The organism is Clostridium aromativorans, from assembly GCF_020908015.1.
In the GTDB taxonomy this organism is placed as follows: domain Bacteria; phylum Bacillota; class Clostridia; order Clostridiales; family Clostridiaceae; genus Clostridium_B; species Clostridium_B aromativorans.
On the sequence record NZ_JAJJPB010000003.1, the window covers coordinates 1 to 15,474 of the forward strand.

The window sequence follows — 15,474 nt, forward strand, 5'->3', positions numbered from 1 at the left end:
TCTTTGTACTTTGAACTTTAAAATATAGGGGGATTAGATTATGGATTATAAATTGTTAACACAAGCAGTAGGGGATTTGGATGAAGACAAAGTTTTTGAAAAGAAGCTTGCGAACATGTTAGAGCTGATGCCTTCACCACAAATGCTGCAGAAGGTGTAAAAATTTGTCAAGAATGGGTGGAATGATATAACACATATGAAAGGTAGTGAATATAAATGAGCGCTAGTATTAACAAGACAAAGGCTATAATTTCCATAATGGCTGTAGCATTCTTGATGATGGGTGTTGGGGCAACTTCTCCAGCACTTGCAAGTATTGGACGTGCTTTTCCTGATATAACTTCTACATTGATTATGTTAATTGCTACACTTCCGCCATTAGTTTTAGTTCCATTTTCAATTTTGACTGGCAAATTAGCTGGAGATAAAGTAAAATATAGGACACTTGCGGTTATAGGTGTAATTTTTTTTGTAATAGGTGGTACAGTGCCATATTTTCTAAGTGATTTTACAGTTATTCTGTTTATGAGAGCTTTATTGGGAGTTGGACTGGGATTTATTACACCTTTGAGCGGAGCTCTTGTTATGAATCTTTTTAGTGGTCATGAGAGAGAAAATCTGATGGGAATTTCAAATCTTATTGCTAGTGTAGGTGGAATAGTATTTCAAATAGTAGGTGGGCTGCTTTGTGCCATTAATTGGAGAGATACATTTCTCATTTATCTCATAGGAGTTGCGGTTTTAATTATAGTTGTATTGATGTTACCAGAACCTTCAATATCACAGGGAAAAGAATCGGGTAATGCTCCAGAAAAAGTAAAAATGAATATCGTAGTTTATATGTGGGCTGTATTTTATCTTATATTCATACTTCTAACCTATCCAATGTTAACGGGAATATCTGGGCTGATACTTGAAAATAACTATGGAACTGCAGCAACTGCTGGGGTTACGCTTACAATGTGGACGGTTGGAAGCATGATTGGAGGTGCAATTTTTGGAAAAGTAGTTCAGACCATCAGCAGGTATGTAATTACTTTGTCATTAGTTTTTTGTGCAATAGGATACGTATTTATAATAATAGGAATAGGCGGAGGCTTAATGTTTTTTAATATAGGTACAACTGTATTTGGAGTTGGTGCTGGATTGATAGCTCCTGGGGTTATGTATTATGCAGGTCTTGCAGTTCGGCCTGCTGGGAGAGCAATGGTTATGGGATTAGTAATGGCGTTTATGAATTTAGGTGGTTTTTTATCGGCATTTTTCTTTTCATTTGTGGAGTCTTTGTTTCATATAACAGCCGACAACTTTCCTTTTGCTTTTGGAGCAGTATGCTTTATAGCCTTTGCAGTGATATATGGAATTTTTGTTATAAGCCAGTCTAAGAAAAAAAAGTATGTTAGTGTATAAAAAAATATAAAGTAGGAATAAAATTGTAAAGGATGGGTGAGTAATATATGACAGATGTTAAAAGATTGCAAGAAGAGAGAATTAAGTTGTTTCACGATGTATATGACAATAAGATACCTGAGAGAGTGCCCTTGAATATTTCCATTCCATTTGAGCCGACGGCGCAATTTGGAGGAATAGGTTTGATGGAGGCACAGTGGAACTCACCTGTAACCGAGGGGGCAATAGATAAGCTCTGTCAGACACTGTATTCCGATGTATGTCCCTGCGGTGGAAGTATGAGGTATCCGTCTTTTTATCAAGTACTTGAATCACAGTCTTTTGTGATGGGTTCCAATGGATTTATACAGCATCCTGAAGTTGTAGGCATGCTACCTGATGATTATGATTATCTCATAGAAAAACCCTATGATTGTATAATTGAAAGGGTTATACCAAGGCAATATAAAGCGCTTGGCGGGAATCCCATGAGTACAGCAATAAATTTTGCCAAGAGCTTTGTATTGTATAATAATGATTTTGGTGAATTAGGAGCAATTCTCAATAAGATGATTGAAAAATATGGGTATTATCCAGGTATGCCTTTTGGAGAAGGAGGTTTTACTGAAGCCCCCTTTGATTTTCTGGCGGATCAGTTGAGAAGTTTTAAAGGCATAAGCGTGGATATACGAAGAAGGCCGGAAAAAGTAGCAGAAGCTTGTGAAGCGCTTTATCCAATAGTACTGAAAAAGGGCATGCCTTCAAAAGCATCGAATTATAAATCAATTGGGATGCCTCTTCATATGCCTACATTTATGCGAGAAAAAGACTTTGCAAAGTTGTGGTGGCCGAGTTTCAAGAAACTTCTTGATGAATATGCGTCCATGGGAATTCATTGTTCTATATTCTGTGAAGATGATTGGACTAGATACCTTGATTATCTCTATGAATTGCCTACAGATACAGTGATGATGTTTGAATACGGTGACATTAGAAAAATCAAGGATAAATTGGGCAAAAAGCATATAATAACAGGGCTATATCCGATGACTATGCTATTGACTCATACTAAACAGAAATGTATAGATAAGGCTAAGGAGATAATAGATGTGCTTGCTCCAGGAGGAAAATACATGTTTGGAATGGATAAACAACCGTTATCGCTAAGTGACATAAATATGGAGAACTTTTGTGCAGTGACGGAATATATTCGTGATAATGCAAATTATCAGAATGCAGGGGAAACGGCTGGAATGCAATTTAACAAGAATGATTACAGTGCACTGCCTTCAAGAAAGATTGAAAGCAAATATTACAGTACCTGGGAGCAGTATAAGGAAAACTATCCGGAGGTTTCTGAATTTGGGAAAGCCAAACTTCAGAAATTTGAAGAGGCAATATTTCAGTATCTCGTTTATTTGTTGGTATAAGAAATGTATCAATTTTTAGATACTTTTCTTAGTGTAAAATTACTGTAGTATAATTTAGAACAAAAAATAGAAAAAGAGATTTCCTTTTGGTAATATATTAATTGAGTAAAAAAATATACTAAAGGGAGATCTCTTATGGGTAATAGATAGTATTATAAATGAAATAGACGGATGCATTAGTATTTTAACAAGAGAATCATTGAATATAGACGAGATATTAAGTGTTGATGGAGGGTAAAATGGATAATCTCGGGGAATTAAAAAAACTGATTGTAAAATATATAGAGCAGCTGGATGAGGAAAAAGCAGTAAATTTGACCAATAAAGCCTTGAATAAGGGAATGGATCCTATAACCTTGGTGGAAACTGTAAATATGGGCATGGAGAGAGTTGGGAAATTATACGAAAATAAAGATTACTATATAGCGGATTTAATACTTTCAGGACTTATTTTCAGAAAGATCTTAGAACTGGATAAGATGAAGAAGTATTTTCTTCAAAATAAGGATAAGGGATTGGGAAAAGTAGTTTTAGGGACGGTAAAAGGTGACATTCATGATATTGGAAAGGATATTTTTAAAGGTATGCTGGAAGCTAATGGATTTGAGGTAATCGATTTAGGTGTAGATGTTCCAAAAGAAGAATTTGTGAAAGCAGTTAAGGAAAACAAACCGGATATTGTATCTATGAGTGCGGCACTTACAAATACAATAGAAACAATGCGGGATGTGGTAAAGGCTTTTTTAAAAGCTGGGATAAGGGATAAAGTTAAGGTTATTGCAGGTGCCAATCATATGAATGCGGATATAAGTAAGTATATTGGAGCGGATGGTTTTTCCAATGAGGCTTCTACTGGGACTAAAATATGTTTGAAATGGATGAAGGAAAAACAGATGAGGAGTAACAAGTAATGAAGAATCCAATATATATTAAGATTGTCGAGGATATACGAAGTGAAATTAGCAGTGGCAAGTTGAAACCAGGTGATGTGCTGCCTTCTGAAACGTCTTTGTGCAGTGAATATGACACCAGCAGAATGACAGTGAGGAAGGGACTTTCTATTTTATCGAATGAGGGCTATATATATTCCGTTCCAGGGAAGGGCTATTTTGTAGAAAAGCCGGATTACAATAAATATATTTTTGCCTATGACGAAATGAGCAATTTAATTAACAATGTGGATAGAACAAAACTTTTGTCTGTGGACATCATACTTCCTGATGAAAAATTAGCCGGCAGTCTCCAGATCAGCGAGAGTAAGAAGGTTGTCATGATCCGGAGACTATTTTATACTGAAGGAGAACCTATGGCCTATGATATAAAATATCTTTTGTATAAAAGAGGAGTTCCAATTGTGGAGAATGAAATCAAAAATGCAACTTTCCCGGAAATGATATCCGATAGGACTTCTCTCTATGATTTGAACAAGGAACTTATCATATATGCCAAAATTCCGGAAGAAAAGATGAAAAAATTGCTTCACATACAGAATAAAATTGCCTTGCTTGTAGTAGAGCAAAAATTATACGATATTGAAGATAAACCCATTGGACTTGGAATAACTTATTTTCGTGGGGATTATATCAAATTGCATGGAGTAAGTAAATAGTTGGAAAAGGGGGATATTTAAAATGAATACCTTGATCGTAGCTTGTCAAACTATTGAAGATGAATTGAATAAAGCAATAGGTGAGATTGGGTGTAATTATCCGGTATTATGGATAAAATCTGGTCTTCATCTACAACCTGATTCTCTAAAAGAGTGTCTTCAGTGTGAACTGGATCATATATCCAATGTGGAGCAGGTTATTTTGGCCTTTGGATACTGTGGAAATGCCATAATTGGGCTTAAACCTCCAACATACCGCATGATTTTTCCACGGGTGGACGATTGCATTACACTGCTTCTGGGATCCTGCAAAAGACGTAATGAGCTGTCTGGTGATGGCGGAACCTATTTTTTGACTAAAGGCTGGCTGGAATCTGAGAGGAATATATGGATTGAGTATCAAGAAGCGGTGAAGCGCTATGGAAGGGAAAAGTCAGAAAAAATTTACAGTATAGTTTTCAAGCATTACCAGAAATTAGGGGTTATAAAAACCGGAGCCTATGAACTTGAAAACTACCTGGAAAAAACGAAAAAGATAGCGAGTGAATTGAAATTACAATACGAAGTTTTACCGGGAACAATTGAATACATCAAGAAGCTTCTGACGGGACCATGGGATCCCAGGGAGTTCATAACTATAAATCCAGGTGAAACTGTTACAATGGAATATATTTATGATGTGGATGGGCAGCTTTCAAAGAATGCTCAGTGTACAATTGACAGTAAACTATAAGCAGCTGATAGTAGAAATACTGGCTGCTTAACTGCAGCCAGTAGTGGAACCACAGTCCAGACAAACCATGCAGGTTCCGTTTCTAACCATTCTGGTGCTGGAACAATTAGGACAGGTTGAACCATATATTCTTTCACCGTCTATTTTTTTTGTCTTGATTTCAGTGGTACTGATTTTACCGGAATTTAATTCAGTGGAGGAGCTGCCTAAAATCAAGCTGTCCTTATCATAATTTTCAGGTTTAACCTGGCATCGGGAAAAATCTCCAAGTTCTATATCTATTATTTTACTTATGAGATCTGATATAGAGGATACGTATTTTATATAAGGATGCTTTTGGACAAATCCATAGGGCTCATATTTTTGACCGCGCAGCATTCTGGATATATCCTGGGGTGGAACATGGTATTGGAGCATCACTGATATTGCCTTGGATAGGGAATTTAAAAGCCCCATTATTATAGTACCCTCTCTGTCTGTAGTTATATATATTTCAGATATATCTCCATTTGAGGATCTGTTTACGGTAGTGTATATTTTTACGTCATCTATTTGTGCAGGATGGGTGGTTCCCCTGCGGATTCCTATGAGTTTATCACGCTTTGAATATTTTATTCCTTTTTGTAGACTTTTGGCTCTGATTAAAAGCTGCTTATAAGTTAAATCTTCAAGTTTTATATTGTCTGAAGCAGATAAATTTGTATTCAGAGGCTGGGCTGCTTTAGAAGAATCCCTATATAGGGTAATGCCCTTGATGCCCAGTTTCCAGGAGGATAAAATTACATCCTTAAAATCCTGTATGGAGGCGCTTTTAGGTAAGTTCACAGTTTTCGACACTGAACCGGATATAAGTGGGGTTATAGAAGCCACCATCTTTACGTGTCCCATGGGATCGATATATCTTTCGCCGCTGCCGCATTTATTTGACGTGTCGAATATAGCAAGGTGTTCATCTTTTAAGTGTGGAGCTCCTTCTATTTTTCCATCTAGTATCTTTTCATAAGTGAAATCGTCTTTGGTTATAGTTTCCTTTTCAAGTACATAGGACAATATATCCTCTATCTGTTCTTTGGCATAACCCAGTTTTTTTAATGCTAGAGTTATTACCGGGTTTATAATTGTCATAAATCCGCCGCCGGATAATTTCTTGTAGACAATATGGCTGAAAAATGGCTCTATTGAAGTAGCACCGCAGTCCATGGCAAAGGATATAGTACCTGTAGGAGCTATGACTGTAACCTGGGCATTTCTGTAGCCAAATTTGTCTCCGCTTTTAAGAGCATTTATCCAGCAGTTTTTTAATGTATCCCCTATATATGATAAATTTTCTTTCTTTAAGAGTTCATGCTCTACTTTCAAGGGAGTATAATTTAATCCTTCAAATTCATTCGAAAAGTTGTATCCCATGCTTTTTGAAAGTGACTCCATGTTTATGGAAGCTGCCCGGGCATGATTCCTCATTACTCTCATCATATACGGTTTATTTATTTGAAACTTTTCAAAAGGGCCTATCTCTTTTGCTATTAGAGAGGATACATAATAGGATTGACCTGTAAGTATTCCTACCAGCGAGGCTGCCAATGTTCTGGCCTCATTTGAATCATAAGGATAACCCATGACCATGAATAATGATGCTATATTTGATATACCGAGGCCTGTAGTTCTGAAGAGGTGGGTTTTCCTAGCTATATCTGCGGTGGGAAACTGTCCCCAATGTATGGAGGATTCGAGAATCAGCTGGACTAAACCAATTATATGTAAATATCCTTTCAGGTCAAAGGTATTTTTGTTTGCATTGTAAAATCTGTATATATTTATGGATGCCAAATTGCAGGAAGTATCATCCAAAAAGGCATACTCACCACAGGGATTCGTGGAATTAATCATATTATAGGCTGCATTTACCTTTCCGTCTTCTCCTGCAGGACATGTGTGCCAGGCGTTGAAAGTGTCACTGAATTGGGGAGCTGGATCTGCACATTTCCAGGCACAGGTATTAAAGGTGTCCCAGATTTCTTTTACTTTTACTGTTTTTGTAATTTTGGGATCAATTCTACCAGTGAGATTGATTATTTCATCAGGATTTACCTTTAATCTATCGACTTTGGACATAAAGCTGTTTGAAAATCTTACAGAATTATTGCTGTTTTGTCCTGAGACAGTTTCATAAGCCTCACCGTCTAAATCTGTATCATATCCCATTTTGCCGAGGGCTCTCACTTTATCTTCTTCCTTTGATTTCCAGGTTATAAAATCCATGATCTCAGGATGATTTACATCCAAACATACCATTTTGGCAGCTCTTCTTGTAGTACCTCCTGATTTGATAGCTCCTGCATTTCTGTCCAATGCCTTTAAGAAACTCATGAGCCCTGAGGAAGAACCGCCTCCGGATAATTTTTCACCCTTTGCCCTTATAGTAGAAAAATTGGTACCAGTTCCTGAACCGCCCTTAAATAGTTTTGTCTCTGTTACGAATTGATCTGATATGGAATGCGGACCTAAAAGTTTATCTTCGATAGATAGTATAAAACATGCAGAAGCCTGGGTTCTAGTATAGCTGTCTTCACATTCCATTACTTTGCCCAGCGTGTCATCGAAATAGTAACTTCCCTGTTTTACACCGCTTATACCATAGGACAGTTTAAGCCCCGTATTAAACCATTGAGGGGAGTTAGGGGCGTACATTTGATTTAAAAGTGCATATACACATTCATCATAAAAAATAGAACCTTCTTTTTCTGTCTTTATAAGACCCTCGTCTTTTAAAGATTCACACCAGAAACTTACCATTCTATGGGCGACGGATTTCATACTGTTCTCATAACCTAGTTTTCCTGGAACGCCAGCTTTTCTAAAATATTTAGAAGCTATTATGTCACAGGCATTTTGAGAATACTGTTCTGGAAATTCTAGATTTTTCATGTCTACCAAAACTTTGTGGGTCTTATGATCTTTTAAAAATACGTCTGTTTTTTTCCATTTGAATAGATCATATACGGTTTTATTACTGTCATTTTCAAGAGATTTTGTATAATATCTTTTAAACAAGTCCTTTATACTATCCAATTACAACCTACCTCCAATTTAATATATGAGCTCATTGTGTTAAAATTATATATCTTGTGTGTGTATTAAAAAAATAACTACTATATATAGTATTAATTAAGATAAATAAGTACTATATATAGTGCTTATTTATTATATTATATATTTCATAAAAGTTCAATTTATATTATATGTCATTTTCCACTGTGATTTTTAAATAGATTGTATTTTATGAGGTTATTTTAGTTTTATTATTATAAATAAACTTATGGATCATTTTAACGTTTAACTAAAAATAGTTTATAATTAATATCAGAATATAGTTTATACAAGGCGAAGGAGATTAAGTCATATGATAAGAAAATTTAAAAATTACATGCCGGAAATAGGAAAAAACTGCTTTATAGCAGACAATGCAGAGATTATAGGAAAAGTTAAAATTTATGAAGATGCAAATATATGGTTTGGAGCTGTGCTAAGAGGTGATGTAAATTATATATATGTGGGAAAGGGAAGCAATGTACAGGATAATTGCACTTTTCATACTAGTGAGGGGATGAATCCTATAGAAATAGGAGAATATGTTACTGTAGGGCATAATGCGATAATACACGGAGGCAAAGTTGGAAAATACTCTTTAATTGGTATGGGTTCCATAATATTAGATAATGCAGAGATAGGTGAATATACTATTATAGGAGCAGGAAGCCTTGTAACTAAGAATAAAAAAATACCTTCTGGAGTGATGTGCATGGGTTCTCCCGCAAAAGTTGTGAGAGAGCTTACAGAGGAGGAGAAAGAATTCCTTAGAAATTCTGCAAAAGGCTATATCATAGAGGCCGAAAACTATAAGCAATATGTTATTAGGGAGTAAATTGCGTAAAATATATATCACTTATTTTATAAATAAAGTATAGAATATAGTGTCAATAATATTTGGAGAGTGTATAATGCCGAACTTCAAATTGGGTTCTAGAGGAAGCCAGGTAATGCAGATACAGGCAACTTTGAAAAAGATAGGCTACGATCCTGGACCTATAGATGGAATATATGGTATACAAACTGAACAGGCTGTCAGAAATTTTCAGAGAAATAATGGACTGATACAGGACGGAATAATAGGGCCGGACACTTATAGGGTACTGCATAGCTTTATATTGGGATATGACAATTATATTATTAAGCCAGGGGATACGTTATACGGCATAAGTAGAAAATATGGAACTCAGGTTTATAAAATAATAACGGCCAATCCACTCATAGAGCCCTTGGGCCTAATTCCGGGGAATACAATTAAAGTGCCCTACAGCACAGATGTGGTGGATACAAACATATATTATACTTATGATGTACTGGAGACAGATCTTATGGGGCTTAAAGGTAGATATCCCTTTATAACTGTAGGTAGTGCTGGTGAAAGTGTTCTTGGAAGGCAGCTGCATTATGTGAGACTTGGGGTAGGGGGTAATCAAGTATCTTATAATGGTTCCCACCATGCTTTGGAGTGGATAACAACACCTCTTTTAATGAAGTTTATAGAAAATTTTGCCAGAGCCTATTCGGAAGGGGAAAATATAAGAGGATATAATATAGGAGATATATGGAGCAGGAGCAGTATATATATAGTTCCTATGGTTAACCCTGATGGAGTAGATCTTGTTTTGAATGGATTAGCTAGAGATAACCCCTATTATTATGAGCTTATAAGGTGGAATAGAGGTAGTGCTGATTTTTCTAGAGATTGGGAAGCAAATAACAGGGGAGTTGATCTCAATCATAATTATAATGCAAACTGGCAGCTCTCAAAGGAATCCGAGCCTTCCTACGGTGTGTACGGTCCAGGACCTACCAGATATTCAGGGCCTTATGCTGAATCAGAGCCAGAAACCAGGACAATGGTCAATTTCACAAATAATCATGATTTTAGGTTGGTACTGGCGTATCACAGTCAGGGACAGGTTATTTACTGGCAATATAATGCTTTGACTCCTCCAGAGTCGAGGAGAATAGCAGAGTTGTTCTCTGAAGTGAGCGGATACAGGCTGGAAGAAACTACTGGTATAGCATCCTATTCGGGATACAAGGATTGGTTTATACAGGATCACGGAAAGCCTGGCTTTACTATAGAAGTGGGTAGAGGGATTAATCCTCTCCCTATAAATCAGTTTGATCAAATATACAATGAAAATGAAGAACTTCTTCTTCTAGCTTCAGTTATATAGGAATTTTATTAAATAGTAAAGAGTTAAGGGCAGTGGATGGTTTTAGATCTTCTGGTATTAATATAAAAAGATTATCTGAAGCTCTGAACTCTGGACTAGTGACTCTATTTATATATGTCTACCAGAAGGCCGCTTATGTCATCTATAGTAGCGGCCACATCCAGATTTGATTTTTGATCGTTTATAAGAGCCTCAGTGAGCTCTTCTAATTTCTTATCTATAGTATCCACTGTTATAAAGTACTGTGTCTGCCAAAAACTTATATCTTTTTTTACATTGTACATATATTTTAAAACGGATTCCAAATATTCTTTTATTATCTTTTTATAAATTTTAACATCTGAATAGCATTTTGTTATAGATAATCTGTTTCCTCTTTTTTTGATTTCATCAAACATATTTTTAAGCTGCTCTTCTGATTTTTTTTCCATCTGAGAGTTGAAGCTTTGGGAAAAATCTTTTTTTACTTTTATATTTTTGTTGTTTGAGGAAGGAGAAGAAGCTCTTCCAATTCTAGAAATTTCCATAAAGCACCTCCATATTTTTTATTTAAAAATTTAAAACTGAATATTGTCTCTCAACTTTATTATATATAATATCTTGGCAAAAATATAGTATAATTTTATCATAACTCACAGCTAAATATATAATTGACTATAGAATTTTTATATAACAGTGATAATGGCTATTTAATATGTATAAGATTACAGTGTTTTCAAAAAATAAAACTTGGGTAGGTGATTTTATGTGGTTTGAGAAAAGTTCAAATGAAATAATAAAAGAATTCAATACGGATAGGATAAATGGACTGAGTTCAAGGGAAGCTTTAATTAGAAAAGATAAATATGGTCCCAATAAATTGGCAGGGAAGAAAAAAAAATCTGTTTTAAGACTTTTGTTTGAACAGATAAATGACGTGTTGATATATATATTGCTGGCAGCGGCCGTAATTTCCGCTTTACTTGGAGAAGTAAGTGATGCAGTTATTATAGTAATTGTAGTTATATTAAATGCCGTAATAGGATTGATTCAGGAATCAAGAGCTGAAAGAGCACTTGAATCCTTAAAAAAGCTTTCTTTTCCCAAAGCACTTGTGAAAAGAGATGGGAGTATTCAGGAAATAGCTTCCGAAGAGGTAGTAATAGGAGATATAGTGATTTTGGAGGCTGGCAAGTACGTCCCCTGCGATTTAAGGTTAATTGAAACTGCCAACCTTAAGATAGAGGAATCAGCTCTAACCGGTGAATCAGTACCTTCTGAAAAATATGCAGAGAATGTCTTAGAAGGTGAGAATATATCTCTTGGAGATCAGCAGAATATGGCTTTTATGTCAACTATGGTAACTTATGGAAGAGGTGTAGGTGTTGCTGTAGCCACAGGCATGAATACTGAGATAGGGAAGATAGCAAAAATGCTTGATGAGGATGAAAAAAATCTGACTCCTCTTCAGGTGAAACTTGCACAGCTTGGTAAGGCACTTGGTTTCGCAGTACTTATAATATGTGTTCTCATGTTTGGTGTGGCAGTGATTCAAAAAAGGGATTTATTTGAAATGTTTCTGACAGCCATAAGTCTGGCAGTGGCTGCTGTTCCGGAGGGATTACCTGCCATGGTTACCATAGTTCTTGCAGTGGGAGTCCAGAGAATGATAAAGAAGAATGCCATAGTCAGGAAATTACCTGCCATAGAAACCTTAGGCTCCGTAAATATAATATGTTCCGATAAAACTGGGACTTTAACACAGAATAAAATGACTGTAACGAAATTTTATGCTGATGGCATTTTGAATGATATTTCAGGTCTGGATGTGAAAAACAAAGTTCATTCCGCTCTTGTAAAAGATATGATGCTCTGTAATGATGCTACTTATTCTGCAGATTCCAAAACCGGAGATCCAACTGAAATTGCACTACTTGAATTAGGAGCTAAATTTGATTTATACAAGGAAGATGAAAATAAGTTACATCCCAGGGCAAATGAGATACCCTTTGATTCGGACAGAAAGCTTATGACTACTTTGAATAAATTCGGTGATAAGTACGATATAATTACAAAAGGGGCTGTGGATAATTTAATTAAGCTGTGTAACAGCATATATGTAAATGATAATATAGTTCCACTTACTGAAGAGCTGAAATCAAAAATAATGGATGCTTCTGACAGCATGTCGAAAGATGCCCTTAGGGTACTTGCGGCAGCTTTTAAAAGGGTGGATTCAACTGAAATTGAAATTGATTCTATGGAAAGAGGTTTGACTTTTGTCGGTCTGGTTGGAATGATAGATCCTCCAAGAGAAAATGTTGAAAATTCCATAGAAGAATGTAGAAAATCAGGTATAAGGACGGTTATGATTACTGGAGATCATAAGAATACAGCCTTTGCCATAGCAAAAGAGCTTGGAATAGCAAAGGATTCCTCTCAGGTCATACTGGGATATGAATTTGATAAATTATCTGAAGAGGATGCCGAAGACAAAATTGACCATTTGAGAGTTTTTGCCAGAGTATCACCTGAACACAAAGTGAAAATTGTAAAGACATTGAAGAAAAAGGGAAATATAGTTTCCATGACTGGAGATGGTGTGAATGATGCACCTTCGTTAAAAACTGCAGATATAGGTGTAGCTATGGGAATTACGGGAACTGATGTGGCTAAAGATGCCTCGGATATGATATTGACTGATGACAATTTTTCAACTATTGTGGAAGCGGTAAAAGAGGGAAGAAATATATACAATAATATAAGGAAATCCATAGTATTTCTTCTTTCCTGCAATATAGGAGAGATAATAGCTCTGTTTATTGGCATAGTTCTGGGGTGGCCTTCGATATTAAGACCCATTCACCTTTTATGGGTGAATCTTATAACAGACAGCCTTCCAGCACTGGCCCTGGGAGTGGATCCTGATGATCCGGATATAATGAAAGAAAAACCTCGTAATGCGAAAGAGGGACTATTTTCAGGAAAAAATGGGGCACTTTTAATAGGCAACGGTATTTTGATAGGTATAATCACGCTGAGTGCTTTTTATGTAGGTACCAGAATATATCCAAATTCTCTTATGCATGCCCAGACTATGTCTTTTGTGGTATTGAGTGTGTCTCAGCTTTTTTATACCTTGAGTATAAGACATAGTGAAAAATCCATGTTCCAGGTTGGAATTTTTACCAATAAGTATTTGATTGGTGCGATAGTACTTGGAATAATACTTCAGAATATAGTGATCACAGTGCCATTTTTGGCATCTGTATTCAAAGTGTTTAGGCTCACCTTGAATGACTGGCTGTTTGTACTTTTGTTATCCATAATACCTCTTATTGTGAATGAAACTGTAAAAATACTCTGGAACAGGATAGTTAAAAGTTAATAGTGGGAAATGAATGTTAAATGGAGATTTTCGGACAAAAACGAAAATCTCCATTTAAATTGAATAAGCAATGGTAACCATCAGATAAAATGTGAGCTATTTTCACTGGGAAATAATTTTTTTAGTTTCCTATAAAGTGTCATTCTTGGAATTCCTAAAGTTTCCGCTGTTTTCGATTTGTTAAAATTATTTTTTATCAATGTATTCATTATCAATTTACTTTCAGTTTCATGGATGGAATTTTTTAGAAGCTTATCTTTATTATTTTCGTTGAGATCATTTTGATGGTTGTCTTCTAATAAAAATTCAGGTAAATCATCCATGGTTATAACTTTATTTTTGGAAGTTACCATTATCCTTCCCAATATATTTGTCAATTCTCTTATATTACCGGGCCAGTCATAGGAGGATAGAACTTTTAATATATTGTCGGGAAAATATTTTTTTATGTTGTATTTTTGGTAGAATCTATTTTGTATAGATTCTACCAAAATGTCTATATCCCCCTTACGCTCCCTGAGAGGAGGAATTTCAAGATTTAAAAAATTAAGCCTGTAAAACAAATCCTTTCTGAAAGTACCCTGAAGTACTTTTTTCTTCAAATCGCAGTTGGTGGCAGCTATTACCCTTACATCTATATTTATTATTTTATTACTGCCTATACGTTCTACTTCGTTTTCCTGTAAAACTCTAAGTAGTTTTGCTTGAAGAACTAATGGTATATCCCCTATTTCATCCAGAAATATAGTTCCGCCATTTGCCAGTTCAAATTTTCCGCATTTACCCTCTTTTGAAGCTCCGGTAAAAGAGCCGCTGTCATATCCAAACAATTCTGATTCTGCAAGATTTTCTGGTATTGCGGCACAATTTACTTTTACGAATGGATTAAGTCGTCTTTTGCTTTTATTATGAATAGCATGGGCAAACATTTCTTTACCAACACCGCTTTCACCGGTTATAAGTACAGTAAAATTAGAAAGAGCAAACTTTTCTGCCATTTTTTTACACTTTTTTCCGCTAGTGGAGTTTACTAAAATATCATTGAAATTATATTTTGCATGAAATGATGCATTTATACTATTGAATTTATTGGCCATATCTGTATTATCAAAGGACTCAGATGTAAATAAGCTCATTCCTCCTATTAATTGATTTCCGTATAAAAGAGGAATACTGTGAATGATAACTTTCGTTTTATCATTAAATTTATATATCTTCTCATTTTCAGGGATTCCTGTCTTAATTACATCTGGAAGTTTGGAATTGGGAATGATATTTTCTACTTGGGAATCCTCCAAATCTTTAAGTGTAATTTGAAAAAATTTTGTAAAAGCAGGATTTACATCTAATATATTGCATTTGGCATCTACAAATATAACTGGAAGTGAAATATTGTAAAATATCATGTGATTTATGTTACTTATATACTGTTTTAATTCTATTCTGGAAATTTTATCGTTCATAATTTAAAATGTCATCACCTTACCTTTTTTGAGTGTACAATAAATTTTGCTGTTGCAATTACAAAATGTATCAATATGTTACCCTAAAATTGTAACATATTGATGCACATGATTTCAATACGAAAGATCATAACACCGTGAAAAAGATCTCTTATACAAATATAATGTCGACTTTAAATGAATATTTAATATCTATATTTTTAAAATGTAAAG

At 35.2% G+C, this 15,474-nt stretch carries 11 protein-coding genes and 1 pseudogene; 9 read left to right on the plus strand and 3 right to left on the minus strand.

All coding sequences use genetic code 11. The annotated features are described in order from the left end of the window. Positions 1 to 99 precede the first annotated feature (99 nt). The 6 genes and pseudogenes from LN736_RS04205 to LN736_RS04230 all read left to right on the plus strand — a co-directional run. A pseudogene (locus tag LN736_RS04205) lies at positions 100 to 186 on the plus strand (cobalamin B12-binding domain-containing protein); the annotation flags it as partial. A 30-nt stretch (positions 187 to 216) separates the two neighbouring features. Further along, on the plus strand, positions 217 to 1,410 hold the full coding sequence (locus tag LN736_RS04210; protein ID WP_179977754.1) for an MFS transporter: 1,194 nt from the start codon (positions 217 to 219) through the stop codon (positions 1,408 to 1,410). 47 nt (positions 1,411 to 1,457) lie between these two features. Further along, positions 1,458 to 2,819 carry a uroporphyrinogen decarboxylase family protein gene (locus LN736_RS04215; protein WP_229980938.1) on the plus strand — a complete coding sequence of 454 codons (1,362 nt, stop codon included), beginning with the start codon at positions 1,458 to 1,460 and terminating at the stop codon, positions 2,817 to 2,819. A gap of 239 nt (positions 2,820 to 3,058) precedes the next feature. After that, a complete protein-coding gene (locus tag LN736_RS04220; protein ID WP_229980940.1) occupies positions 3,059 to 3,730 on the plus strand; it encodes a cobalamin B12-binding domain-containing protein in 672 nt (223 codons plus the stop codon). Next, positions 3,730 to 4,428: a GntR family transcriptional regulator gene (locus LN736_RS04225; RefSeq protein ID WP_229980942.1), complete on the plus strand. Its 699-nt coding sequence runs from the start codon at positions 3,730 to 3,732 to the stop codon at positions 4,426 to 4,428. The genes LN736_RS04220 and LN736_RS04225 overlap by 1 nt, the downstream gene beginning before the upstream one ends. A gap of 22 nt (positions 4,429 to 4,450) precedes the next feature. Then, positions 4,451 to 5,161, plus strand: a complete 711-nt coding sequence (locus LN736_RS04230; protein WP_229980944.1) for a DUF1638 domain-containing protein — start codon at positions 4,451 to 4,453, stop codon at positions 5,159 to 5,161. A gap of 27 nt (positions 5,162 to 5,188) precedes the next feature. On the opposite strand, the gene LN736_RS04235 is transcribed toward LN736_RS04230, so the two are convergent. Then, the gene (locus LN736_RS04235) at positions 5,189 to 8,230 is read right to left on the minus strand and encodes a vitamin B12-dependent ribonucleotide reductase (protein ID WP_229980946.1); all 3,042 of its coding nucleotides are present in this window, start codon (positions 8,228 to 8,230) and stop codon (positions 5,189 to 5,191) included. Between the two features lie 331 nt (positions 8,231 to 8,561). Here LN736_RS04235 and LN736_RS04240 point away from each other — a divergent pair, with 331 nt between their 5' ends. Continuing rightward, on the plus strand, positions 8,562 to 9,083 hold the full coding sequence (locus tag LN736_RS04240; protein WP_150355950.1) for a gamma carbonic anhydrase family protein: 522 nt from the start codon (positions 8,562 to 8,564) through the stop codon (positions 9,081 to 9,083). Positions 9,084 to 9,159: 76 nt separating this feature from the next. Further along, positions 9,160 to 10,431, plus strand: coding sequence for a M14 family metallopeptidase (locus tag LN736_RS04245; protein WP_150355949.1), 1,272 nt, complete (start codon positions 9,160 to 9,162; stop codon positions 10,429 to 10,431). A gap of 104 nt (positions 10,432 to 10,535) precedes the next feature. Here LN736_RS04245 and LN736_RS04250 read toward each other — a convergent pair whose 3' ends face one another. Continuing rightward, positions 10,536 to 10,958: a YaaR family protein gene (locus LN736_RS04250; RefSeq protein WP_150355948.1), complete on the minus strand. Its 423-nt coding sequence runs from the start codon at positions 10,956 to 10,958 to the stop codon at positions 10,536 to 10,538. Between the two features lie 218 nt (positions 10,959 to 11,176). On the opposite strand from LN736_RS04250, the gene LN736_RS04255 reads away from it, so the two are divergent. Then, positions 11,177 to 13,798: a calcium-translocating P-type ATPase, PMCA-type gene (locus LN736_RS04255; RefSeq protein ID WP_229980948.1), complete on the plus strand. Its 2,622-nt coding sequence runs from the start codon at positions 11,177 to 11,179 to the stop codon at positions 13,796 to 13,798. Positions 13,799 to 13,878: 80 nt separating this feature from the next. Here the strand turns inward: LN736_RS04255 and LN736_RS04260 are convergent, their stop codons facing one another. Further along, on the minus strand, positions 13,879 to 15,261 hold the full coding sequence (locus LN736_RS04260) for a sigma-54 interaction domain-containing protein (protein WP_150355946.1): 1,383 nt from the start codon (positions 15,259 to 15,261) through the stop codon (positions 13,879 to 13,881). Between the last annotated feature and the right edge of the window lie 213 nt (positions 15,262 to 15,474).